The sequence below is a fragment of the Lysinibacillus sp. 2017 genome (genome assembly GCF_003073375.1).
GTDB lineage: Bacteria > Bacillota > Bacilli > Bacillales_A > Planococcaceae > Solibacillus.
This window is the reverse complement of sequence record NZ_CP029002.1, coordinates 424,218-450,075: the sequence shown is the minus strand read 5'-3', so window position 1 is coordinate 450,075 and position 25,858 is coordinate 424,218. Positions and strand designations below refer to the sequence as shown.

The window sequence follows — 25,858 nt, the reverse complement described above, 5'->3', positions numbered from 1 at the left end:
AGAATTAGAGATGAAAGAAGTAAATACTCAAGAGCTCCAAGAATTACTCAATTCTTTTGCGAACAAAGACGTATATATTCATCTAGAAACAACAAATGGCTCGTATGCCACACATTATAATGAACAATTTTTCAATGCGGGGGCATTTATCCGCAATGTAAAAATACGCTATGAATTAGGAAAAGTCGTGGATAATTCACCACATCGTGTCGGTTTAAAAATGGAACATGGCTGGGTTTACGCGCAAGGTATTACCCACTTTGAATTGGATGATCAAGGTCGTTTACTAATGGCTGGATTAGATTTTACAGGAAAGCTAGCGGTTGCACTTGAAATTAGTGAATCGCCATTTGCTTATTAAGGAGGAGATTGAGATGACTTTACAAGAAGAACGTCACGTATTAGTTGTTTACCCTCACCCAGATGATGAAGCCTTTTCTGTTGCGGGTTCTGTACGTATGTATCGTAATATGGGGGTCCCTGTTACATATGCTTGCTTAACATTAGGCGAAATGGGACGTAACCTTGGAAATCCCCCATTTGCAACACGTGAATCATTACCTGAAGTCCGTCGTAAAGAATTAATTGCGGCCTGTGCTGCGATGGGGATTGAAGATTTACGTATGATGGGATTACGTGATAAAACAGTGGAATTTGAAGATGATGAAAAAATGGTGCAACTTGTTACGGATTTAATCGACGAATTGAACCCCTCATTAATTTTCACGTTCTTGCCAAACTATGCGGTGCACCCTGACCATGAAGCAACAGCACGTGCTGTTGTTGAAGCAGTACGCCGAATCGATAAAGAAAAACGTCCACGTATTTTAGCCTGTGCATTTGCTAACGATACAATCGAAAAGATTGGCGAACCACATGTTACAATCGATATTCAATCAGTAAAAAATGATAAATTAAATGCTTTAAAAGCACATGCCTCTCAAACGGGCTGGATGATACAAGAAACAGCGAAACGTGCCGATGACGGTGAAGTATTAACGGACAGTTGGTTAAGTGTTGAGAAGTTTTATAATGTCACGTTTAACGATTAATTTTACTAGTTAAAGCATCAGAGCGAGGGATATTTTCTCTCGCTTTTTGTTATGCGTAATTTTGTATTTTTATACTATTCAAATCCACTGAATTTCTTTTAGAAAACTGTCTTCTCTGCCTTTTATCAATACCCTCCAACTCTTTATATTCATATTCTATCCACTTATATTATCTGAAAATATAATCTTTATGCAAAACAGTGGACAAGTGTATATTATTCATTTTATAGTGTATAAATATTCAAATCTACTAGTAAGAGGTTATTATAAATGAAAACAAAATTTTCTTTTTATACATGGTTCCTATTCATCGCCCTCTCTGCATTAGGGGTATTTTTATTTATCACTCCGATTAATACGGCAGATGGCATGAAAGTTCCGATTGCGATTCTTGCCAATTTACTTGCAGGAAAAGTAGAACCGTTTATCCATTGGTTCGCCTTTATTGTGTTTATCATTGCAGCGGTTGGCTCTGTGGTGATGCAGTTTATTCCACAAAAGGGTCCTCGTACGTTAATGGATTCTTTATTCCGTGTCCACTGGTTTTGGATGATCATGCGTGTCCTTGCTGTATTTTTTGCTGGGATGTACATTTTCCAAGTAGGTCCTGAAAGCTTCACGAGTGCTGATACAACGGGTGTATTAATTGATCCTGTTTCTGGACTTGTGACATTTATGTTTGTCCTGTTTTTATTTGCAGGCTTACTTTTACCATTATTAACAGACTACGGTTTGTTAGAGTTTTTCGGCTCCATGATGGTCAAAGTGATGCGTCCATTATTTAAAATTCCAGGGCGTTCTGCCATCGACTGTCTTGCCTCATGGGTTGGGGATGGTACGATTGGTGTTCTTTTAACAAGTAAACAGTACGAAGAAAAGAACTATACCAGTCGAGAAGCAGCGACGATTGCGACAACCTTCTCTGTTGTTTCGATTACATTTTGCTTAGTCGTTGTTGAAACAATTGGTATTGCGGATTACTTCGCTGAGTTTTATATTTCCGTTATTTTATGTGGTGTTATTTTAGCCTTCATCATGCCACGTATTTATCCGTTGAAACAAAAAGCGGATACGTTAATCGATGGCTCTGAAGTTCCAAAAAATCGCGAGGATGTAAAAGAAGGCTTTAACGTCTTTACGTTCGGTTTACACAGTGCATTATCAAAAGCCGATTCCAATCGTAATTTAGGACTAATGTTCAAAAACGGCTTTATCAATGTATTAGAAATGTGGTTCGCTGTCACACCTATTATTATGGCATTCGGTTCCATCGCGTTAGTATTAGCTGAATTCACAAGCTTTTTCCGTATTTTAGGAATGCCGTTCGAACCGATTTTAGCATTATTACAAATTCCTGAAGCCGGTGAAGCTGCACAAACAATGATTGTTGGATTTGCAGATATGCTGCTTCCTTCTATTTTAGGAGCCGGAATTGAATCTGAAATGACTCGCTTCTTTATCGCTACCGTTTCCGTTACACAATTAATTTACATGTCAGAAGTCGGTGGATTAATTCTTGGTACGAAGCTCCCAATTAAATTATGGGACTTGTTCGCGATTTTCTTAATCCGTACACTTATCTCGATTCCAATTATTGCAGTCATTGCACATATTTTATTTTAATTAAACGTAACGCACGACATGTTTTTAATCATGTTCGTGCGTTTTTTTATTTCTTAAATCCAACTATAAACCGCTTTCATTAGGAAGTTTCTGCAAAATTTCTAAATTTACTGAATTTTTAAACATTGAAGGTTCGTTTCGTGATAAAATAATACAATCTTTTACACAGATGACGGAGGTTACATAGAGATGGAACTTACACAAACGAAAACGATAGCAGTGGAAAACGTATTAATCGCACATCACTTTTTAAAAGATGTCGTCGTACACACACCGCTACAATTAAATGATTATTTATCCGAAAAGTACGAGGCAAAAATTTATTTTAAGCGTGAGGACTTACAGCATGTTCGATCATTTAAGTTACGCGGGGCTTACTATAAAATTAAAAAGATTGAAGAACAGGCACGTCTTTCAGGAATTGTTTGTGCGAGTGCTGGTAACCATGCACAAGGTGTGGCTTACGCATGCGCCAAGTTAGAAATTCAAGCGACTATCTTCATGCCAAAAACAACACCAAAACAAAAAATTGACCAAGTGCGCATGTTTGGACGTGAATTTGTGGAGATCCGGTTAGCGGGTGATACATTTGATGATTCTGCAAAAAGTGCAATAGCTTATTGTGAAGAAGAAAATCGCCTCTTCATTCACCCATTCGATGATTATGACGTAATGGCTGGTCAAGGGACGGTTGCTGTTGAAATCATGAATGATATTGAAGAACCGATTGATTTTGTGTTTGGTAGCATTGGTGGTGGTGGGTTAATGTCTGGTGTTTCTGCCTACATTAAGAATTTGTCGCCAACTAGTAAAGTGATCGGTGTTGAGCCTGCTGGGGCATCCAGTATGAAAGCCGCTTTTGAAAAAGAAGGCCCAGTCGCACTTGAATGGATTGATAAATTCGTGGATGGTGCAGCTGTAAAATGTGTTGGAAATGATACGTATCAAGTATGTAAAACCTATTTAGACGATATTCTAACTGTACCAGAAGGGAAAGTTTGTACGACGATTTTAGATTTATATAATAAGCATGCAATTATTGCGGAGCCTGCTGGGGCGTTACCTGTAGCAGCACTTGATTTATATGCTGAGCAAATTCGTGGGAAATCCGTTGTTGTCATTATCTCTGGTGGTAATAACGATATTGGACGCATGCAGGAGATTAAAGAGCGTTCTCTTATTTATGAGGGGTTATTACATTACTTCATCGTTAGTTTCCCACAGCGTTCAGGCGCACTTCGCCAATTTTTAACTGAAGTACTTGGACCAAATGATGATATTACAACATTTGAATATACAAAGAAAAACAACAAAGAAAGCGGTCCCGCCCTCGTTGGTATTGAAATTAGCGACCCAACTGATCATGTTGGCTTGTTAGAACGCATGCGGGCAAATGGTTTTGAATATAAAGAGGTCAATAACGATAGCACTTTGTTCGCGTTGTTGGTGTAAACCATAGCTTTTAAAGGACTTAAGCCCTTCCTACTAGAGGGGTTGAGTCCTTTTTTTGTGGTTTCCCAGTTTTGCAGTACAAAAAGGAGATATCCTGAAATTACTTCCCGAATATCTCCTTGGTTTTTAATTTTTATCTACTCCATTTTCTCATTCCATATTTAGAATAGCAGATGGACTTTCTTTTAAAACAGGCAGTCTAATGGTCATCGTTGTTCCTTTTTGTCCATCACTGCTCACACGAAGGCTACCCCCGTGATGTTCAATAATTTGTTTGCAAATTGCGAGCCCTATTCCATGAGATTCTTTACGATGATTATTGGAAGCAGAGAAATGCATATCAAATATAAATGGAAGGTCCTTTTCTGGTATTCCTTGCCCTTCATCACTTAACGAAATTTCGATGAATTGATCTGTACTATTAATCGAAAAGTGAACCGTTCCTTCATTTGCATATTTTCGAATATTACTCGTTAAATTATCGATGACTTGCGTAATTCTTTCTATATCAACAACAAGCCTTCCATTTTCCCCTCTAAAGCTTCTGACATAGTGAACGGATTTTTCTTCAAGTCCATTTTGGATGGAATCATCAAGTAATGCAAATAATTGTTTAGCCGATAATTCTTCTTTTTTATATTCGATACGTCCGCCTTCTAACAAAGCAATATCAAATAAGTCTTGAATCAAATGATTTAAAGAGAGTAATCGACTTTTACTTCGAGCTAAATATTGCTTTTGTTGCTCTTCCGTCTTAACTAAACCATCTGAAAGCGCCTCAACATAACCTAATACAGATGTAAGCGGCGAACGTAAATCATGCGAGATATGCTGAATGAAATATTTTCGTTCTTCTTCATTTTGCTTTAAGCGATCATTCATTTGTTGCAACTGATTATTAACTTGTACCAGTTCAAGTGTTCTTTCCTTTACCTCTTGTTCTAAAATATTTTTGCTTTCAATATTCTCTTTAGCCATCAACATTTGTGTAGCCAAAATCGTTACTAAATCAATTTTTGTTTTTGTAAATATCGATGCAATCGTATCATTTGAGCAGTAGATTAATGCCTTTAAATGGCCATTCATAAATATTGGTAAACAAATGACTGACTTTCCTTTTGCCATTACCTCATTATTAAAAGCCATTTTCTTTGATGTAATGACTTCCTGCAAAATTTCTGACATAAAAGAAGGAACGATATCATCCTGTGCATTTTCGTAATAGATATACTCCTCTTTCACGCTATTTGCGTAGGCTACTACCTTAGGCGTATCCATCTTTACGGTAAATAAATAAATGGACTCCGCATCTAAATGCTTCATGATTTCTAACAAACTGTTTTTTAATAATTCCTTTACTTCGCTCTCACTTGCGATCGTTTGATACATATTAACAATCGGTTGAATATCAAACCCTTGATTTTCGGAAGGTTGATCAAAGACTAATACTCTTTTTCTTAAATAATAATAATGCTCATCCCATACTTGGACGACTCGGGGTGCTTGCCAAGCATACAACGTTTGAATCGCTCGTTGCATATAGTCTTTCGCTTTTTGGGATTCATGTTGAGATTCATAAAACAGCGCTGCGCTTAATAGGGCAATTGCTTTATCACAATTATTATTAGCTAATTTGGCCAACTGAACGGCACGATCAAAATGAAGTACGGCTTTCGTAATTTGATTTGTAAATCGGTAGTATTGTGCCTTTAGTAGCATCAACATATGTTCGAAATTTTGCGGATTGTGCTGAACATACTTTTTTACTTCCTTCATACAATTTTTAATATCCTTCATCAAACTTACTACCATTTTCTTTGGTAAGTCTTCTTCTAACTGTCTAAAATTCCACAACGCTCGGTAATAGTAATATTGTGGTCGATTTGCCGTTAAAATGGAGTCATTTAAAATAGCCTGAATTTCTTGTAATAGGGCTTCCGCCTGCTGTTTATCATGTAATAAATAACTCATTTGCAAGCGTAAAACTAAATGACTTTCCCAAAAGGAAGCTCGTATTTTCGTCTCTACTGGAAATTCCCAATCAATTTTCACATTTGGATCTTGTAGTATGTGTATCCAATGGACGATTTCATTTGCATATACTTGAGACAATCGATTATTCGTTGCTTCTAAGTAAATTTTTTGGTCGTTATATTCTTCCTTAATCATCGTTAACTTCGCGCCTTGAACAAGCATGAAGTTAAGTGTATAAGCACTGGCCATCGCATTAAATAAATGATGTAAGGAATTATTTAAATGGTATTTTTGGGTTTGTGCTAAATAATAAATAGACGTATCATACGATTTTTTTAAATAGCTAATCGTAATTCCGTAATTCATATACACATTACTTTTATAAAAGGGATTATCGTATTTATCTACATGTTTTACAGAGAGCAATCCAAAACGGTGCGCTTGCTTTAAATCTTTGAATCCTGTCACTAAAATATTCGCAAAGTTTCCGTAAAACACCGAGGCAAATTCGACCTCTCCGTATTTAATAATTAAACGAATCGCCTTCATATTAATCCACGCATATAGTTTCTCATCTACGATCAATGCTGCACCTGAAATATTCATTAATAAGCTTAATACTAATTTCATCGTCTTATTTTTTGTTTTCGGCAAATTCAGCAGTTGATAAGCTGGATATTTATTTAGCATGCTTTTTAATAACAGGTATTCTTTAGCGACCTGAATCGTAGACATATTTGTTCGTATCGAGATGTTCATCGGCTTTAACGCCTCATCAGCCATTTGTAAAATTTCTATTAAATTCATCTGGAAGCTATCGTCGGCTTGTCCCATCATATAAAATAGGCTTTTTTCATTGTAAACAAATAGGCGATCATATGTTTTTTCACAATGCTTTAATGCGGCTTCAAATATTTCATTCGCCTGTTTATGACCATTTAAGTACAGGGCATTGGCATGCATCACATAAACTTCTAATGTTAACTGATAGTCATTTTTCCAGTGCGCTGGTGTTAATACATCGTATGCCACTTGTGAAAAACTCAAACTTTCACGGAACATGCCACTTTTCAACGCTTTATTGCCCAATTCGAAGTTCAATCTCAGAAAATTATCAAGCTCTTGTTTTGTTAATAACTCCTGACAAAAACGCAAATGGTGAACAAGTAAGCGTTTTTCAACATCGATTTGCTCTTTTTCACTAAAAAAATAGGAAGAAATCGCATAATGTATTGTACCTAGTTCTTCTGCTGTCACTAATTTTAATGTTGTTTCAAGTAAATCTTCACATAAGAAGACCACTGGAATTTTGATCTCTCCAAGCATATTAAAATCCATATACGTTCGAAATAATGCTACTTGTTCATGTCTCGCTATAAAAAATCGATTTCTTAATAATTCAGTGAAAATCTGTAAAGTCTTTTCCTTATGAAATGGAACAATGTTTAATAACGTTTCGAGATCGAATTGCATTCCGATGCACGCTGCATACTTCAACACAATCACTTCTTGCTGTGATAACTTTTCGATACCGCGCGCGATAAATTCATGGAAAGTTGCGATATTTCCCTTCAGTTGACTTGCGTGTATATCAAATTGCCATTCATGGCTGTGATGATCGTATTTCAGCACTTGCTGCTCACAAACTACTAAAAATAATTCTTGAATAAATAATGGATTCCCTTGTGTAATATCAAATAAAAATTCTGCTAATTGGCGAAGTGCCTCTTCATTACTTTTAAAAGAATACGCTATCCATTCCATTACTTCTTCTTTTGAAATAAATAAAATTTGATGTTCAATAAACGGTCGATTATTTTGTTGTAGCCAGTGCGTAATATCATTCGTTTGTTGCTCGGCAAACAGGAAAATATACGGTCGTTGTTTTTTTATTAAAAATTCAATAAACTTTTGAGAGTCTAAATCTAATTTCAGCCAATCATCTACAATAATGACTGCTGGCAAGGCTTGTGTATGAAATACTTCGATGATCTGAGAAAATATCATAAATAATTGATCTTGTTCAATGACCTCTTGCTGCTCTGTTATATTCAACTCATCTTTATAAGGTTCTAATTCAGGAAAATATGTGAGCACTAATTTTGGAAACGTTAAGTTGAGCGACAAAAGCCTTTGCTTCCAATTATGCCTTGTTTGTTCATTTACCTCTATGAAACGCATAAATTGTTGACGGTAGGCTAATAAAAATACAGGAATTTTCGTTTTTGCATGCTTCGTATCTTTTGCAAATTGCAGTACAAATCTTGACTCAGCTAAACAGGATTTATACATCGTTAACAGCGCATAACTTTTTCCTGCTCCGTCTTTTCCTTTAAGTAGATGAATTTGTTGCTGTTCTTGGTACTGTTCGATTTGCTTGGATAATTCATTTATCATTCGCTGTCTTGTTGGGATAATGACATTTAAATTTCGTTGGTTGATATTATCTTGCATGGCTAATTCAAAATCACTTAGTGGAAGTTTATTGGTGAAACGGTACCAACAAAGGGCCAAATCCTCTTTCACACCGATTGCACTTTGATAACGATTTTCCTTATTTTTACTTAAGAGCTTCTGAATAATTTTTTCAATAATCGCAGGTACTTTTATACCTAACTCCGTAAATGTTGGTGGGGACGTTGTTAGCATCTTATTTAATAATGTGGTTGAGTCCCCTATATAGGGCGTTCTTCTTGAAATCATTTTAAAAAATAAGACACCTAAACTATATAAATCCGTTTGAAAATCAATTTCGCTCGTTACTCTTCCTGTTTCTTCGGGTGCTACATAATCTAGTCGATGGTTAGGAAGCTCTTTTTCGATTCCTAAGGAGTGCGCATAATTGGAATACTTGAAAACATGTTCGGTATTGTATAGTTTTATATCATATGTCTGTGGATCGATTAAAAAATGTTTCGGATGGACGTTTCGATAAATATAAGAAGCTTGATGTAAATCAATAAAGCAGTTCGTAATATTGATGGCGATTTTTAAGAAGTCATATGTAGTTAAAGACGCAGAAATGTATTCTGCTAACGATATGTATTTTTGTTGCGTGCTTTGATAGGTTAACTTTATGTATTGATCGTTTTGTTCGATTGCAATCGGTTGTAGCATCGTTGATAAATTCAACTCATTGGCTAATTCTAGCTCATAGTGTAACTGGGCGATTTTTTTTTTATTTTTCCGATTAACAACTTTCGACATGTCGTGGTTACCATGCTCATTTACTTTATGTTCTAAGAGCCAGTCATCATGGCTTTCGATTATTGAAAACTGATCTAGCGAATACGACATCTTGAACCACCTTTTTTAATTCATCGTATTATATCCGAAGTTAGAACGCAATATTAGAAAAGCGCTAAAGCCCTCCCTTTAGTTCCGACCGCTTTGGAGAACACGACATAAAAGTAAAACCGCAGCCTATTGATTGTTATCAACAAGCTACGGTATTGTTTTGTTTTAAGCATTATTCTGGTGTTCTTATTTTGCAGGGACCGCTATCATCGATACTCCATTTTCATCCTAGTAACGCACGGTCTGAGTTCATTTTTTCGCCGCGAATACGTTCAAACTCGGCCATTAAATCCGGAATGGTCAAGTCTGGTTTACGATCTTCGGTCACTTCTAAAATGATCTGTCCTTTATCCATCATAATAAGGCGATTACCTAAGTCTAGGGCTTGCTGCATATTATGCGTAACCATTAAAGTTGTTAACTTACTTTCTTCGACAAGCTCTTTTGTTAATTTTGTAATCAGCTCAGCACGTGATGGATCAAGTGCTGCTGTATGTTCATCTAATAATAAAATGGACGGCTTTGTGAATGTTGCCATTAGTAAACTAAGTGCCTGACGTTCTCCACCTGATAACAGCCCTACTTTTGCTGATAAGCGATTTTCTAAATTTAAGTGAAGCTTTTCAAGGGATGTTTTGAAAAATTCTCGACGCTTTTTATCGACACCAAAACGTAAAGCACGCTTCGCATTACGCGAATAAGCAATCGCTAAATTTTCTTCAATCGTCATTGACGGTGCAGTACCAGCCATGGGATCCTGGAATACACGGCCGATATGAACTGCACGCTTATGCTCTGGTAATCGTGTTAAATCATTACCCGCAATTGAAATCACTCCGAAATCTGGTGTTAAAGCACCTGAAATCATATTCATCATCGTCGATTTTCCTGCACCATTACTTCCGATAATGGTAACGAAATCTCCCGGTGCCAAATGCAAATTAATAGTGTCTAGCGCGATTTTTTCATCGGGGGTTCCCTCATTAAATACTTTGTTAATACCATCTAATTTAAGCAAGGCTCTTCCCTCCCTGCTCGATTTCAAGTTGTTTCATTTGTTGTGCTGTACGTCGTTCTTCTAAACGCTTTGCTTTACGCTTTCTTTCTTTTTGCTTGTTTAATAATTGTGGAATGACTAATGCTAAAATGACGATAATGGCTGTAATGAGCTTCATATCCCCTGTATCTAACCAGCCTACGCGCAGTGCTAATGCGTAGATTAAACGGTAAACAATCGCACCTGCGACAACGGCAAATGTTGTACGCACGATTGATTTTGTACCGAAAATGGCCTCCCCGATAATAACCGAAGCTAATCCAACAACGATCATCCCAATACCAAGACCCACATCTGCGAATTTTGTGTATTGTGCGATTAACGCACCCGCTAATGCCACCATTGCATTTGAAATACCAAGTCCTAAAATAATAAGTGAATCTGTATTCGCTGAGAAACTACGAATCATGCGTTTATTGTCCCCTGTTGCACGAATCGCTAGACCCACTTCTGTTTTCAAGAACCAGTCCACGATTAATTTAATAATAAATGTAACGATTAACATCAAAATTAAAATGCCCCATGTTGATGGAACCGATTTTAGACCCATTGCTGTTAAGACATTTGAAAATACACTGTCAATGCCAAGATTTGACCAGAAGCTACCGAACATAGAGAACACCGTATCTGTATTTAATAATGGAATATTGGGACGTGTTACACCTGTATCAGAAGTAATCCCCATAATACGAAGGTTGATGGAATAAAGTGCAATCATCATTAAAATCCCCGAAAGTAGCGGATTAATTTTCCCTTTTGTGTGTAAAATGCCTGTCATACATCCAGCAATAAATCCAGCAACTGTTGCTACCAATGTCGCTAGTATTGGGTTATAGCCGAGCACGATCATTGTCGCTGCTGTTGCTGCACCCGTTACAAAGCTGCCATCAACGGTTAAATCCGGAAAATCTAACACTCGGAATGTTAAATACACCCCGAGCGCCATAATTGCATAGATGATTCCTTGCTCTACCGAACCAAACAAAGCTGTAAACATCTTGAACCATCTCCTAAACTTTTATCCATTATGCTTTGGCATAGAATGAACAAATTATTGTACTTCTGCGCCCCACTCAGATTTAATTTCTATACCTAAGTTTTCTGCAACTGCTTTATTAATGACTAATTTTAAGTTTGCTGGGAAAGCAGCTGGAATTTCTGAAGGTGATTTTCCTTCTATTAAAATCTGCGCTGCCATTTGACCTGCTTCATAGCCGATATCATAGTAATCGAAGCCGTAAGCTGCCAAACCGCCACGTTCTACAGAGTCTATTTCCCCAACGATTAATGGTAACTTGTTTGCATTTGCCACATCGATTACTGATTCTAACGCTGTGACAACTGTGTTATCTGTAATGATGTAAAATGCATCTACTTTACCTAATAACGATTCTGTAGCTTGCTTTACTTCAGCTGATGTTGATGCCGAAGCTTCCACAATTGTAATTCCTTCTTTTGCTGCTAATTCTTTTGCAGTTGAAACTTGAGCTACTGAGTTTTGCTCTCCTGCGTTATAAACCATCCCTACATTTTTAGCACCTAATTCTTTTAAGAACGCCATTGTTTTTGGCATTGTTTCTGGATGTAAATCTATCGTTCCTGTTACGTTTCCACCTGGTGACGCCATAGAATCGATTAACTCTGCACCGACCGCATCTGTTACGGATGTAAAGATGACTGGAATATCAGTTGTCGTACCTTTAGCAGCTTGTGCTGATGGTGTTGAATTGGCAAAAATTAAATCTACGTTTTTACTTACTAATTGTTGTGCAATTGTCATGTTTGCACTATTATCACCATTTGCAGAGTTATCTACGTACTCTGCTTTAATACCCGCATCTTCAATTGCCTTTTTAAAGCCTTCTTTTGCTGAATCTAATGATGGGTGCTCCATAATTTGTGTTGTACCAATTTTAAACGTTTTCGTTTCTTCTGTTTGAGTTGCTTCTCCCCCGTCACTATTCGTTGATGCGCTAGAAGATGTTGCATCATCTTCGCCACCACAAGCTGTTAATAATAATAAAAGCCCGAATAATAAGAATGATAGCTTCATTAATTTACGTTTCATAAAGTATTGTCCCCCTATTTTTTCTCTGTCGCTTTAAAGCGACGAACTTCATCTCGATGAAGTGTGAATTAAAGATATATTACATTTAAGTTTTCAGATAGTCAATAACATTTAGAATGTTCAGAAATCAATAGTTAGATAATTTTTATCTCCCTTACTAATTTAGCGCTTTAAATCACTAAACTCCTTATAATAACTTTATATTCTTATCATTTTCATATTGTGACACTTTTTTGAATGATTTTTATAATTCCACAAAAAAACGCAGCTAGAAATTAATCTAACTACGTCGATTCCCATTCTATTTCAATGCTTTATGCATAAACTCTTTCATTTCTTTACTTAAGTCACTTAATTCTTCGATGACTTCACTGAAATTTTGAATTAACTGCGCTTGTTCGTTAGATGCAGAGTTAATTTGCCCCATGTTTTGCTTTAAATTTGTTAAGTTCATATTAATATTTTGAAGCGATGATTCAATATTTTCTGTTGCGGTAGATGTTTCAAATGACAGCTTACGTACTTCTTGTGCAACGATGTTGAATCCTGCACCTTGTTGGCCTGCACGTGCTGCTTCGATCGATGCATTTAATCCAAGTAAATTCGTTTGACGTGAAATCCCTTTAATTAATGACGTTACGGCATTTGATTTTTCTGCGTCTTCTAATGCAACTTGCGTTTGTTTGTCTATTTCTTCACTTGTTGCCGCTAATTCTTCTGAATGTGATGCCAATGTGTGAACGTTATCTTGTAGGTTCATAACAATATGTTCAATACTTTCCATATAAGTTTCCATTTGGACTTCGTTATCGATTGGCAAGCCAAATGCTAATGCGCCGACAACTTTTCCATTGTCTCGAATTGGAAATGAAAATGCATTGATCGCTACCCCGTATACATCTTCTGGGATGATTACATCGGCATTTTGTCCACGAAATGCAATAAAGACATTTGAATCATTCGGATTGATCTTTTCGCCATCTTTATAGCCTGAATCAACACGTTTACCTGCTAAATATTTTATAACGGTTTCAGTCTCTTTATCCACAACTGCTACGATTGCTTCGTCTTTTAGCGCCATATGGATATACGGTGCTGACATTGCTAATGCTTCTACAATATTCATCTTAGTTCCCCCAAATACTTTTCTGTATATATTAAAAATTGACAATATTTAAAGCAATTACTTACAATATCTAGTCATAAATAGTATTATTTTCGTCATAATTATTTTTTTATTAATGATTTATTTTTTCGTGTTACTATTTACAATAATGATCAAACTTGCTATGATTGCAGTTGCTTCACGTGGTTCGTAACCATCCCACGTAAAAAAACTAGGAGGAACTGAATGTGAAAGTAAAATTTATGGCAACGAGTGCCATTATTGCAGCATTATATATTGCTGTAACAATGCTTGTTGCTCCGATTAGCTTTGGTCAAGTACAATTCCGTATTGCCGAGCTATTCAACCATTTAATCGTCTTTAACCCACGCTATATGCTAGGTGTTGTGATTGGTGTTTTTATTTCGAATTTCCTACTGTCTTCAATTGGTCCAATCGATTTGATTTTTGGCGTAGGACATACAATCATTACATTGGGGATCTTAATTTTCATTTGTAAATTTGTAAAAAATATTTGGGCACGCTTAATTATTAATACATTGTTATTTACGTTTACGATGTTCATCATCGCAGCACAGCTCAACATTGTATTAGAGTTCCCGTTCTGGGAAACATGGGCATTTGTTGCATTCGGCGAATTTGTTGTACTTGCTATTAGTGCACCAATAATGCATGCGTTAAATAAACGATTACATTTCAAAAAATTAATCTAATAGATGATTTCAACCAACTAGCCATTTGTTAGTTGGTTTTTTTATACACTAAACCGTTTTTAGAATTGTTTGACATTTAGGTCGTGCGTGTTTAGAATAGGATTATTCAATTTGTTCGTTATACGGTAGCAGGTTGCGGGAGCGTGACCACCGTTGTAGCAAAGTGGAGCTGAGATTGAGCTGAGAAAAATTAATGACTAAGAAGAGTAGCATTTTTCGTTTGTTTAGAGAGCGCATGGTTGGTGAAAATGCGTCAAAGGTGAAATGTGAATGGGCCTTATGAAAGCTACTAGCGCATAGTTAGTGGACGGTTCCCTGCCGTTATCAGGTTTAGAGCGGAAGCATACACAGCTTCAATCGAGGTGGCAACGCGGTTTCTATCGTCCTCAACAAAAGATCATTCTTTTGTTGAGGGCTTTTTTATTTCCAAAAATTTATTGTGAGAGGTGTTCCAAATGTCTATTAAACAGCGATTTCGCACGTCAATGAAAAAAGTAAATGGTGACTTATTAACACCGATTTCTATTTTCCAGCGATTGCAAGGGCGTCATAAATTTTTATTAGAAAGCTCGACGAAATATGAAGGTAACGGGCGTTATTCCTTCATTGGCGTTAATCCAAGGAAAACCTATCGTGGGCAAGACGAGTATTTGCAAGATATCTCGCATTTAACAAATAAATCGTACCAATATGACGGTGAATTAATTTCCTTATTAAAGCAAGTGATGCCGCGCGTGTCATCACATACAGAATTTCCTTTAACAGGTGGTGGTATTGGTTATATAAACGCCCTGCCAAAATCACTTCCCGCCATGCAATTTCATGTGTACGATACGCTTTTTATTTTCGATCATTTAACGGATGAAATTGCTGTGTTTCACACAAATATTGAAGCGGAGCAAGTTGAACCGAATATCGATGCGTTAATCGAGCAATTATTTGCTGGTCATACACCGATTGAAACAGATTATCTGCTTCACTCTTTGGAAAAAAGCGCCACGAATCGTTATGATGCAAAATTTTCAGGGGATGCCTTTTCACTTTACCGTAAGCTTCGTATTCAGCATGCAGCAGCCTATATGTACTACATCGAGTTTGATGAATGCACAGTTATTGGAACGTCTCCAACAAGCTCAATTCAAATTCGAGATGGTGAACTTTCGACAACTAATACCGAAGCTTCCATCGAGCGCTTTTGTGAGGAAAATTCCATTCACCAAGCGGAGCAAATTCAGCATGGAAAGCTCCTATCTACTTTTCACGCAATGGATGTCGTAAAAGAGTTACAGCCAAACGAAGGCTTAATCGGTTACATCGGCTTTAACGGTCAGGTTGATTTTGCGACACCCCATAGCATGATCACAATTACTGGGGATATTGCTCAGCTTTATACAGCAACTAATGATGGTGAAGTACCCTTTCATACGTTAATAAAAGGAGGACTTTAAATGTCTTTAACTTCCTATATACATCAATTACAACGTGGTAAGCATTTAGATTTCAATGACATGCAGCAAGCGGCTCAGCTCCTATTTGATGAACAAACACCAAAGGAACAAATTGCTACCTTCTTACTCGCAATGAATAAAAAAGGTGAAACCGCTCATGAAGTGGCGGGTCTTGCGGCAGTTATGAAATCCCATGCCGTAACAATCGATGCACCTGAAGGCATTTACATCGACAATTGTGGGACCGGTGGTGACGGCCTGCAAAGTTTTAACATTAGTACGACAGCCGCTTTCGTGTTAGCTGGCGGTGGCATTTTAATTGCGAAGCATGGAAATCGTAAAATTTCGAGTGCATCGGGTAGTTCCGATGTATTAGAAGCACTCGGCATTGCCCTGCTACCGAATACAGCACAAACGACCGAGCTTTTAAAACAGCAAGGTATTGCATTTTTACACGCACCGAATATGCATCCGAAGCTGAAGCGTATTGGAGAAGTTCGCCAGACAATCGGGAAGCCAACCATTTTTAATTTAGTTGGTCCATTAACAAATCCAGTGCCTTTAAAAACACAGTTCGTCGGCATTAATCGGCCAAATTTCACAACCGATTACGCAGAGGTTCTTCATCTATTAGGACGAGAGCGTGCAATTGTTGTCTCGGGTGCTAAGGGTATGGATGAAGCGTCACTTGATGGTGAGAATACATTCGTGTTGCTCGATCACGGCGACATCATTCCGTTTAAATTACGCGCCGAAGATGTTGGTTTACAAGCTCAACCTCTCTCTGCAATCCGCGGCGGAAATCCAACTGAAAATGCTCAGATTATGCGCGAACTATTACAAGGTAAACAAAGTGCCTACTTCGATACCGTCGTGTTAAACGCAGGCATTGGCTTTTTCGCATACGGCTTAGCCGACACGATGAAAGAAGGCATTGAAATGGCAAAAGACAGTATTATTTCTGGTCGTGCCTACGAAAAGCTGGAGCACGTCGCAGCATACAGTCAAAAGACGCTACAGGAGGAATCGATGAAATGACGATTTTAGACAAAATACTTGAGCAAAAAAGATTAGAATTACCTGCACTTCAAGCAGCAAAGCCCAATTTTCAAACCGTCTTGAAAACACGCCCGTCTCTTTATGAAAACTTAATAAAATCAGACACATTACAAGTCATTGCTGAAATGAAGCGTGCCTCCCCTTCAAAGGGTGATATCGCCACACATATCGACCCTATCGACCAAGCTTTGCAATACGAGCAAGCAGGTGCAGCTTGTATTTCTGTTTTAACAGAGCACGCTTATTTCAAAGGATCATTTCAGGATCTAAACGCAGTGGCAAATGCAGTCGCCATCCCTGTTCTATGTAAAGACTTCATCATCGATTCGGTGCAAATCGATTATGCAAAGGCTGCTGGAGCTTCTGTCATTTTACTTATTGTAGCGGCCTTAAAAAACGAACAACTGCAGTCGCTCTATACGTACGCGGCAGCAAAAAATCTAGAAGTACTTGTTGAAGTCCATGACATCGATGAATTGCAGTGCGCCACAGCTATTGGCGCGAAAATTATCGGAGTCAACAACCGCAATTTAAAAACATTTGAAGTGACGCTTTCAAAAACGGCAGAAATTGCACAACATCTTCCTTCCTCTACTACTGCCTTTATTAGCGAAAGTGGCATTTGGAACGCAGAAGATGCAAGGTTTGTGGCGAATGCTGGCGCAAAAGCTGTGTTGGTTGGCGAATCGCTTATGCGCAGTGGCGACGTCAAAACTTCCCTTCAAAACTTACAAATCGACATTACGACGAAAGCTGGCGAAAAATAGATGACAAAAGTAAAAATTTGCGGATTAAAAGAAATCGAACATGTAGAAGCAGCAGTAAAAGCGGGTGCAGATTTTATTGGACTCATGTTTGCCCCGAGTAAACGCCAAATTACAATGGAACAAGCAATTGAACTAGCTAAGGTGATTCCAAGTAATGTGAAAAAAGTAGGTGTATTCGTAAATGAAAAGCCTGAAACGATAAAAGAAATTGCGCAAAAAGTCGGACTTCATTACATTCAATATCACGGGGATGAAACACCGGATATGATTGAAGCGATTGGGTTACCAGCGATTAAAGCATTCTCCGTTCAGACGGAGGAAGATGTCGTGCGTGCGGCTCGTTATCAGGTAGATTACTATTTATTCGATGCACTTGGAACGGATTACCGCGGTGGTAGCGGAAAATCATTTGATTGGCTACTACTCGATAAAATGAAGATTCCTTCTGAAAAAATTATTTTAGCTGGTGGTTTAAATGATGAAAATGTCGGTCTTGCTATAATGCTTGTCGAACCATTTGCTGTCGATGTCTCGAGCGGTGTCGAAATAGACGGACGAAAAAGTTCGACAGCTATCGCAAACTTTATCGAAAAAGCAAAAGGAGAGCTGATTTTATGACGACTTTAAAAGGACGTTTCGGGCAATTCGGTGGACAATTCGTACCCGAAACCTTGATGACGCCACTACATGAATTAGAAGAAGCGTATGAACAAGCAAAAAATGATCCAGAGTTCCAACAAGAACTTGCCTATTATTTAAAGCAATATGTTGGTAGAGAAACACCCCTTTATTTTGCTGAGAGACTGACAGAAAAAATGGGGGGCGCGAAAATTTATTTAAAGCGTGAAGATTTAAATCATACGGGTGCTCATAAAATTAACAATGCGCTTGGGCAAGCATTACTCGCAAAACGTATGGGAAAGAAAAAAATTGTTGCTGAAACGGGCGCAGGTCAGCATGGGGTTGCTACGGCAACAGCTTGTGCACTACTCGATATGGAATGCATCGTTTATATGGGGGCAGAAGATGTACGCCGTCAACAGTTAAACGTCTTTCGTATGGAACTATTAGGAACGAAAGTCATTGCAGTTGAAAAAGGCTCTGCCACTTTGAAAGATGCTGTCAATGAAGCATTGCGTCATTGGGTCACGCATATTGAAGATACGCACTATATTTTAGGTTCAGCGCTTGGACCACATCCATTTCCGACGATTGTTCGTGACTTCCAGCGTATTATTGGGGATGAAACAAGACAGCAAATTCTCGCGCAAGAAGGTCGCCTACCAAACACGGTGATTGCATGTATTGGTGGTGGCAGTAACGCGATTGGAATGTTTTATCCGTTTATCGGTGATTCTGACGTTACACTTTACGGGGTAGAAGCAGCGGGTGATGGTGTGGAAACCGATAAGCATGCAGCAGCCATTCATGTTGGAAAAACAGGTGTCTTACACGGTGCCTTTATGTATTTGCTTCAAGATGATAACGGCTTTATACAAGAGGCTCACTCGATTTCAGCAGGTCTCGATTATCCTGGTGTTGGTCCAGAGCATTGTTATTTACATGAAACAGGCCGCGCTACCTACCCTTCTGTAACCGATGAACAAGCATTGCAAGGTGTGAAATTATTATGTGAAACAGAAGGCATTCTACCAGCGTTAGAAAGTGCGCATGCGGTTTATTTTGCTGCGGAATTTGCAAAAAATCGCCCTGCTGACGAAATTATCGTCGTTTGTTTATCTGGTCGTGGCGATAAAGATGTTCACACGTTAATGGATAAGTTTGGAGGTGCAAAAGTATGACGTTACAGCAAGCAATCGAACAAATTTTAGTCGCAGGTGATAAAGCATTTGTTCCTTATATAATGGCGGGTGATGGTGGACTTGAAACACTAAAGCCAACCATACTGAAGTTTCAACAACTCGGGGTAACGGCCATTGAAATTGGAATTCCATTTACCGATCCCGTTGCAGACGGTCCTGTCATTGAACAAGCTGGTGAACGTGCCCTTGCACATGGTGTCACTTTACGAAAGGTGCTAAAGGAATTAACAAGTTTTGCGGATGAAATTACGGTTCCACTCGTTGCGATGACGTATTTAAATCCGATTTTAGCGTATGGTGTGGAACACTTTGCACGCGACGCGAAGGCTGCTCAAATCCAAGGTCTAATCGTTCCGGATATGCCTTATGAAGAACGTGCGATTATTCATCCTGCGCTCCAAGCACAAAACATCGCACTCGTGCAGCTTGTTTCGTTAACGAGCCCTGCTGAACGTATGAAAAAGTTGGCTAAAGCAAGTGAAGGCTTTATCTATGCGGTAACGGTAAACGGGATTACTGGGGAACGTGCTAGTTTTGCAGATGATTTAAAAAATCACTTTGCTAATTTAAAAGCGTTTAGTGACATCCCAGTTTTAGCAGGCTTCGGTATTTCAACACCTGCGCATGTGAAAAACTTTGGTGAACTTGCAGACGGCGTTATTGTCGGCAGTAAAATCGTCACAGCACTCAAGCAGCAAGACTGGACAACAATTGAAACACTCGTACAAGCATCGAAAAAAGCAGCCGTACTTTAATCTATTTTCCAAATCTTTCATATGGTACAGTAAAGCTATTAGTAATCGATTGGGGGATGGATTATGAGTATTAAAGATTTTATCGGCGGTATATTTTTCATCGGGCTTGCTGGTTATTTTACGTTTATGTTAGTAGACGGGATGTCCGAGCTCTTTGTTGATACGACAACCCTTTGGCAATATTTCGTCGCCTTTTTCCGCGTGGCCCTCATTATTTTCCTTTTCAATTTAGGTTTAACCTTAATCAAGCGCTTTTTTGCAAAAGGAAAAACGGTGTAAAAAAAAGAGAACGCCCAGGGTACTACAACCCCCAGGCGTTCTCTTTTTATGTGTTCTATTGCTTTATCACTTCAATGTAAAACGCTACTAAAATTCGCAAATTACACATCAGAAAACTTCCAAGCAAATTAAAAATGGCGAATGAAATCAACGAAGATTGCATCCACTATTCATCTATTAAATCACTTTATTGTCTAAACGAATTTTTAGTTTTTCTAACATATCTGTCGTCATTTTTTCTAAATCATAGCTTGCTTTGAAGCCCCATTCTTCAATCGCAGCTGATGAATCAATTGAATTTGGCCAGCTGTTAGCGATGGCTTGGCGAACTGAGTCTACTTCATAGTCCATCGTAAAGGTTGGAATATGCTTTGTAATTTCAGCCGCGATTTGAGATGGTTCAAAGCTCATAGCTGAAATGTTGAACGCGTTACGGTGAACAAGTTTTGTTGGATCAGCTTCCATTAAATCAACAATCGCTTGCAGTGCGTCTGGCATATACATCATATCCATGTACGTATTTTCTGCAATATACGATGTGTAGCGACCTTCTAAAATAGCTTTGTAATAAATGTCCACCGCATAATCCGTCGTACCCCCACCAGGAGGCGTTACATACGAGATTAACCCTGGGAAACGAACACCGCGTGTATCTAAACCAAAGCGTGTATGGTAGTAATCACATAATAATTCACCCGCTACTTTATTGACGCCGTACATTGTCGTTGGGCGCTGTAGCGTATCTTGTGGTGTATTGTCTTTTGGTGTTGAAGGACCGAATGCTCCGATTGAGCTTGGCGTGAAGAATTGCATATCTAATTCACGTGCTACTTCAAGGGCGTTCATTAAACCACCCATGTTTAAGTTCCAAGCAAATACCGGATTTTTTTCAGCCGTTGCAGATAATAAGGCGGCCATGTGAATCATTGTGTCCGCACCGAAATCGTTCGCTAATGCATGCATGCGTTTGCCATCTGTTACGTCTAATACTTCAAACGGCCCCTCATGCTGATCAATCTTACGAATATCTGTGGCTAATACATTATCAACGCCATACGTATGGCGTAATTTCTCTACTAATTCCGAACCGATTTGACCTAAAGCTCCGGTCACCATAATTTTTTTCACGATGATGCCTCCTTATCGTCGGTAAGTTTTTCTCACCTACCAAAACAATTGTCCTCTGTAAAAATACATTTATTTTCGTATAAACCATTGATTTAAAACACTTTTCATGAAAACTATTATATTGTGTTCTTTTATAAAATACAATGCTTTATCGATATTCTTTTTCAGTGAGACATTTGTACGCATGAAATATTCGAATAGCGGAATTTTTCTTTCAATTAACTATTTTTTGAGAAATACAGGGCTTTTACTCATCTATTACCGCATCACAAAGGGCTTCAAATAAAAATTTTTGACCATTTTCAAGTTGAATGTACTTTTCATTCATATTCATTTTTTGGATCCTACCACATACTTGATAAATGGCGGTTTTCTCCCACACTTTTAAATTAATCGGTTGTCGCTCGTTGTACGCACGCTGTAAATTTGTATTCAATTGTTCAACTAGTGCTTCATCGAGCTGAGGTTTTGTCACAAGCTGATCTTCCTCTTGCCATTCACGTAAAAATTTTACGTGCTCAGGAAGCATCATCGCATTCCATTTAATCGTCCCACGGTCTTTATTCATCTTGATCACTCCTCACTTTTTGTGTCCACCTAGTAACGAAGCACGCGTAATGGCTGTTCCTGCTTCCGTGTAAGAAATTGCCCGTAGTAATGCCGTCGTGCCATATTTTGTACGTAGCTGATCCATTGTCTCCCCTAGTTTTCGATTACGCCACCTTGCTTCATCAAACAGACTGAGTTGCATGGAATACTCACTTTCAATATTGCTCAGTGTTACCGTCAATTTACGTGCCGGACGCTCAGCATAAAATTCATCGAGCAATTCCTTGCATACATGAAAAATCTTCAACGTATCATTTGTCGGCTCATCGATTGTACGTGCGTGATGAAAGCCTCCACCAAATGCATCCTTACTGTAGCTAAGTCCAAGTGAAATCGTACGTCCTATTTTTCTCGCCTCCCGCGCACGTCTTGCCACATCTTCACACATTTCGAGAAGCACGACTAATAGTTCTTGGCGACTACGGTAATCCCGCATCAGCATTTGCCCTTTTCCAAAGCTAATTTGCCCCTGCATGATTGGTGCACCTACAGTCGAATGATCTATTCCCCAGGCATGATAATAAAGCTGATTGCCCATAACACCCAAGCGCTTTTCTAGTAATTCGAGGTCAGTATGTGCTAAATCATAAACAGAATAAATGCCCATATGATGCAGCGTTTTCTCTGTTCGACGTCCAATGCCCCATACGTCGGTTAGCTGTGTGACTGGCCATAATTTTGTCGGTACATCATCATATGTCCATTTTGCAAAACCTGTTTTTTTTGCCTCGATATCAAGTGCAAGCTTAGCTAAAAGCATATTCGGTCCAAAGCCAACCGCACTTTGAATATCAAATTGTCGATAAATTTGATCGCGAATCCGTTCAGCTGTTTGTTCTGGAGGCCCCCATAATTTTTCTGTGCCTGTTAAATCGATAAAGCTTTCGTCAATGCTGTATACATGAATCGCTTCTTTTGGGACAAAATCATTGAGCAATCGTGTAATTTCCATCGACATACGGATAAAAAAAGACATGCGTGGTTCAAATAAGCGAATATCGGGATGCGGTGGAATCTCATAAAGTCTCGAACCCGTTCGAATATTAAAACGCTTTTTCATCGGTGGTGACGCAGCAAGGACAACACTGCCCTTTTGTTGAAAGTTACCGACGATAGCCATCGGGACTTCCATGACATTCAAATTTTCAATAGACGCGATACAGCTTGCATAAAAACTACGCATATCCACACAAATCATTGAACGCTGTGTTGCATTTTCATACATTTCAAATTCACCTCATTTAAAACGAACGTTTGTTCTTATTTTAAAATGAGACGTGTGAGACCGCAAGTGGGAAGTAATGGATTTTAAAAACAAAAGTGCTAAAGCGTTTGTTCCTAGACATGAAGTACATTTCAAAAGTTATCTACAGTACTCGGAATTTATAATTCGATAAAAAATAAAAGCACACCGAAATTCCGATGTGCTTCCATAAACTATTGTTTTACCACTTTTCCATAAAGACTCGGGCGACGATCTTCGTATACGGGAATGCGTCCGCGTACTTCATCGACATTTGAAAAATCAACATCAATAATCGCAAGCTCCTCGTCTTCAGCACCCGTCCACAACACTTCGCCCCAAGGCCCGATAATCATCGACTGCCCATTAAAGTTCTCCACTTTACGTGCGATACGGTTGACTGCCACAACAAAGCATTGATTTTCAATAGCACGTGCTTGCAATAATGTTTTCCAGTGATCAATGCGCGGTGTTGGCCACTGTGCGGGAATAAATAACACTTTTGCACCGTCTAGCGCGTGGGCACGTAACCATTCTGGGAAACGAATATCGTAGCAAATAACACCACCCGCTTCAATATCCCCAAGTGCAAATCGATTCATCGTATCTCCAGATTCTAAATACAGATGCTCATCCATTAAGCGGAACAAGTGGGCTTTGCTGTACTCACCGACTTGTTCACCGTCACGATTATACGTATACATCGTATTGTAAAACTTACCGTCACGCTTCACTGAAACTGAGCCACCTACAATATGTACCGCTAATTCCTTTGCCAAAGCACTTAAAAATGCTTTCGTACGTTCCCCGTTCACATCTGCAAGTTCTTCTAATTTCTCTAACGCATAGCCTGTATTCCACATTTCTGGTAACACGACGATTTCTGCACCACCAGCGACCGCTTCACGAATGAACTTTTCTGCACGTTCATAGTTTTCATCTACTTTGCCGAAGCCTACATTTAATTGAATACATCCGATTTTCATGAAATGACACTCCTTTAAAATTCGCTTTCTTAACGCCATTTTACCATTACGTGCTTCATTCTAGCACGCTTATCTAAATTATCATAATTTTCACTTTACTAATCCCTAGAAAAGGACTAAGATTAATTTTATTATTTAAAAAAGGTGATGAACGATGGAATTTTCAAAGAAACTACAACAGCTACCCCCACAATTTTTCGCCGCGCTTGTCAGTAAAGTAAATGCTGCACTCGCACAAGGCCGTGACGTCATTAATTTAGGGCAAGGGAATCCCGACCAACCAACGCCTGACCATATTATTGATGCGTTGCAACTAGCCGTAACCAATCCACAAACCCATAAATACTCCCCTTTTCGAGGGATTACAGAATTAAGACAAGCCGCTGCTGACTTTTATAAACGTGAATACAATGTTGATATTGACCCAAACACTGAAGTCGCTATTTTAGGCGGTACAAAGGTAGGGCTCGTTGAGTTACCACTTGCTGTTCTCGATCCAGGTGATTCTATGCTACTTCCTGACCCAGGTTATCCGGATTATTTGTCCGGGGTGGCACTTGCTGATGTCAAATTTGATACGCTGCCATTATATGCGGAAAATGGCTATTTGCCAGACTATAATGCATTAACTGATGAAATAAAACAACGTGCGAAACTTATGTATTTAAACTATCCAAACAATCCAACTGGCGGTGTGGCAACTGCTCCATTTTTTGAAGATACGGTAAAGTTTGCAAAAGAAAACCATATCGTGGTTGCACATGATTTTGCGTATGGTGCAATTGGTTTTGATAATGTGCGTCCTCCAAGCTTTTTACAAGCTGACGGTGCGAAAGAAGTAGGAATTGAACTGTACACGTTGTCGAAATCGTACAATATGGCGGGTTGGCGAATCGGCTTTGCGGTTGGAAATGCCAAAATCATTGAAGCCATTAATCTTATTCAAGATCATCTATTTTGCAGTCAATTTCCTGCTGTTCAACATGCCGCAGCAGCCGCATTAAATGAAGAGCAAACATGCGTTGAAAACTTACGTGCGTTATATGAAAGCCGTCGCAATGTATTAGTCGAAGAAGCACAAAAAATCGGTTGGGACATTACCGCACCAAAAGGGTCTTTCTTTGCTTGGCTTAAAGTTCCTTCTGGTTATACAAGCGAAGCGTTTGCCGACCTGTTACTCGACAAAGCCGATATTGCGGTTGCTGCAGGGAACGGTTTTGGGGAATATGGTGAAGGTTATATCCGTGTAGGACTTCTTGTAGATGAGGTGCGCTTACGTGAAGCAATGACGCGCATTGCAAAGCTTGGGCTATTTACAGCAAACTTGGCAAAATAAGTAACTCAACTGTTCCCTAACTTGAAGAGACTTATTGTAGACTACGATCTCGAGAATATGTTA

At 38.7% G+C, this 25,858-nt stretch carries 22 protein-coding genes, 1 riboswitch and 1 other annotated feature; of the genes, 13 read left to right on the top strand and 9 right to left on the bottom strand.

Features of this window, described 5'->3' with window-relative positions; genetic code table 11:
• The first annotated feature begins 10 nt into the window (after nucleotides 1–10).
• The 4 genes from DCE79_RS02060 (at nucleotide 11) to ilvA (ending at nucleotide 4,127) form a co-directional block, all read left to right on the top strand.
• Nucleotides 11–361, top strand: a complete 351-nt coding sequence (locus tag DCE79_RS02060; protein WP_108711472.1) for a YojF family protein — start codon at nucleotides 11–13, stop codon at nucleotides 359–361.
• Nucleotides 362–374: 13 nt separating this feature from the next.
• Nucleotides 375–1,052, top strand: a complete 678-nt coding sequence (bshB2, locus tag DCE79_RS02055) for a bacillithiol biosynthesis deacetylase BshB2 (RefSeq protein WP_108711471.1) — start codon at nucleotides 375–377, stop codon at nucleotides 1,050–1,052.
• A gap of 270 nt (nucleotides 1,053–1,322) precedes the next feature.
• The gene (locus DCE79_RS02050; protein WP_108711470.1) at nucleotides 1,323–2,675 is read left to right on the top strand and encodes a YjiH family protein; all 1,353 of its coding nucleotides are present in this window, start codon (nucleotides 1,323–1,325) and stop codon (nucleotides 2,673–2,675) included.
• Between the two features lie 189 nt (nucleotides 2,676–2,864).
• Nucleotides 2,865–4,127 carry a threonine ammonia-lyase IlvA gene (ilvA, locus tag DCE79_RS02045; RefSeq protein WP_108711469.1) on the top strand — a complete coding sequence of 421 codons (1,263 nt, stop codon included), beginning with the start codon at nucleotides 2,865–2,867 and terminating at the stop codon, nucleotides 4,125–4,127.
• A gap of 150 nt (nucleotides 4,128–4,277) precedes the next feature.
• Here ilvA and DCE79_RS02040 read toward each other — a convergent pair whose 3' ends face one another.
• The 5 genes from DCE79_RS02040 to DCE79_RS02020 form a co-directional block, all read right to left on the bottom strand.
• Complete coding sequence (locus DCE79_RS02040; protein WP_108711468.1) at nucleotides 4,278–9,398, bottom strand: ATP-binding protein; 5,121 nt, start codon at nucleotides 9,396–9,398, stop codon at nucleotides 4,278–4,280.
• A 223-nt stretch (nucleotides 9,399–9,621) separates the two neighbouring features.
• Nucleotides 9,622–10,416 (bottom strand): ABC transporter ATP-binding protein, encoded by a 795-nt coding sequence (locus DCE79_RS02035; RefSeq protein ID WP_108711467.1) that lies wholly within the window; start codon nucleotides 10,414–10,416, stop codon nucleotides 9,622–9,624.
• Nucleotides 10,409–11,452, bottom strand: coding sequence for an ABC transporter permease (locus DCE79_RS02030; RefSeq protein ID WP_108711466.1), 1,044 nt, complete (start codon nucleotides 11,450–11,452; stop codon nucleotides 10,409–10,411). Before DCE79_RS02030 ends, DCE79_RS02035 begins: the two co-directional genes overlap by 8 nt.
• 54 nt (nucleotides 11,453–11,506) lie before the next feature.
• The gene (locus DCE79_RS02025) at nucleotides 11,507–12,523 is read right to left on the bottom strand and encodes an ABC transporter substrate-binding protein (protein ID WP_108711465.1); all 1,017 of its coding nucleotides are present in this window, start codon (nucleotides 12,521–12,523) and stop codon (nucleotides 11,507–11,509) included.
• Between the two features lie 301 nt (nucleotides 12,524–12,824).
• On the bottom strand, nucleotides 12,825–13,649 hold the full coding sequence (locus DCE79_RS02020; RefSeq protein WP_108711464.1) for a methyl-accepting chemotaxis protein: 825 nt from the start codon (nucleotides 13,647–13,649) through the stop codon (nucleotides 12,825–12,827).
• Nucleotides 13,650–13,825: 176 nt separating this feature from the next.
• Nucleotides 13,826–13,870: riboswitch (PreQ1 riboswitch) on the top strand.
• 6 nt (nucleotides 13,871–13,876) lie between these two features.
• On the opposite strand from DCE79_RS02020, the gene DCE79_RS02015 reads away from it, so the two are divergent.
• From DCE79_RS02015 to DCE79_RS01980, 8 genes are all read left to right on the top strand, one after another.
• Nucleotides 13,877–14,362 (top strand): QueT transporter family protein, encoded by a 486-nt coding sequence (locus DCE79_RS02015; RefSeq protein WP_108711463.1) that lies wholly within the window; start codon nucleotides 13,877–13,879, stop codon nucleotides 14,360–14,362.
• Nucleotides 14,363–14,546: 184 nt separating this feature from the next.
• Nucleotides 14,547–14,753 (top strand) — a binding site (T-box leader).
• Nucleotides 14,754–14,847: 94 nt separating this feature from the next.
• Nucleotides 14,848–15,810, top strand: coding sequence for a chorismate-binding protein (locus DCE79_RS02010; RefSeq protein ID WP_234417309.1), 963 nt, complete (start codon nucleotides 14,848–14,850; stop codon nucleotides 15,808–15,810).
• Nucleotides 15,811–16,848 carry an anthranilate phosphoribosyltransferase gene (gene trpD, locus DCE79_RS02005; RefSeq protein ID WP_108711461.1) on the top strand — a complete coding sequence of 346 codons (1,038 nt, stop codon included), beginning with the start codon at nucleotides 15,811–15,813 and terminating at the stop codon, nucleotides 16,846–16,848. It begins immediately after the preceding gene.
• The gene (trpC, locus tag DCE79_RS02000; protein WP_108711460.1) at nucleotides 16,845–17,636 is read left to right on the top strand and encodes an indole-3-glycerol phosphate synthase TrpC; all 792 of its coding nucleotides are present in this window, start codon (nucleotides 16,845–16,847) and stop codon (nucleotides 17,634–17,636) included. Before trpD ends, trpC begins: the two co-directional genes overlap by 4 nt.
• Nucleotides 17,637–18,254: a phosphoribosylanthranilate isomerase gene (locus tag DCE79_RS01995; protein ID WP_108711459.1), complete on the top strand. Its 618-nt coding sequence runs from the start codon at nucleotides 17,637–17,639 to the stop codon at nucleotides 18,252–18,254.
• Nucleotides 18,251–19,438: a tryptophan synthase subunit beta gene (trpB, locus tag DCE79_RS01990; protein WP_108711458.1), complete on the top strand. Its 1,188-nt coding sequence runs from the start codon at nucleotides 18,251–18,253 to the stop codon at nucleotides 19,436–19,438. Before DCE79_RS01995 ends, trpB begins: the two co-directional genes overlap by 4 nt.
• Entirely contained in the window at nucleotides 19,435–20,214 is a 780-nt protein-coding gene (gene trpA, locus DCE79_RS01985) for a tryptophan synthase subunit alpha (RefSeq protein ID WP_108711457.1), read from the top strand. Before trpB ends, trpA begins: the two co-directional genes overlap by 4 nt.
• Before the next feature lie 63 nt (nucleotides 20,215–20,277).
• Nucleotides 20,278–20,493, top strand: coding sequence for a sulfate permease (locus DCE79_RS01980; RefSeq protein WP_108711456.1), 216 nt, complete (start codon nucleotides 20,278–20,280; stop codon nucleotides 20,491–20,493).
• A gap of 177 nt (nucleotides 20,494–20,670) precedes the next feature.
• Here DCE79_RS01980 and DCE79_RS01975 read toward each other — a convergent pair whose 3' ends face one another.
• The 4 genes from DCE79_RS01975 to DCE79_RS01960 form a co-directional block, all read right to left on the bottom strand.
• Nucleotides 20,671–21,609, bottom strand: a complete 939-nt coding sequence (locus DCE79_RS01975) for an L-threonine 3-dehydrogenase (RefSeq protein WP_199912311.1) — start codon at nucleotides 21,607–21,609, stop codon at nucleotides 20,671–20,673.
• A 259-nt stretch (nucleotides 21,610–21,868) separates the two neighbouring features.
• Complete coding sequence (locus DCE79_RS01970; RefSeq protein ID WP_108711454.1) at nucleotides 21,869–22,189, bottom strand: YolD-like family protein; 321 nt, start codon at nucleotides 22,187–22,189, stop codon at nucleotides 21,869–21,871.
• 12 nt (nucleotides 22,190–22,201) lie between these two features.
• Nucleotides 22,202–23,455, bottom strand: a complete 1,254-nt coding sequence (locus tag DCE79_RS01965; RefSeq protein ID WP_108711453.1) for a Y-family DNA polymerase — start codon at nucleotides 23,453–23,455, stop codon at nucleotides 22,202–22,204.
• A 212-nt stretch (nucleotides 23,456–23,667) separates the two neighbouring features.
• Nucleotides 23,668–24,459 (bottom strand): carbon-nitrogen family hydrolase, encoded by a 792-nt coding sequence (locus DCE79_RS01960; RefSeq protein ID WP_108711452.1) that lies wholly within the window; start codon nucleotides 24,457–24,459, stop codon nucleotides 23,668–23,670.
• 154 nt (nucleotides 24,460–24,613) lie between these two features.
• On the opposite strand from DCE79_RS01960, the gene DCE79_RS01955 reads away from it, so the two are divergent.
• Nucleotides 24,614–25,795 carry a pyridoxal phosphate-dependent aminotransferase gene (locus DCE79_RS01955; RefSeq protein WP_108711451.1) on the top strand — a complete coding sequence of 394 codons (1,182 nt, stop codon included), beginning with the start codon at nucleotides 24,614–24,616 and terminating at the stop codon, nucleotides 25,793–25,795.
• Nucleotides 25,796–25,858 lie beyond the last annotated feature (63 nt).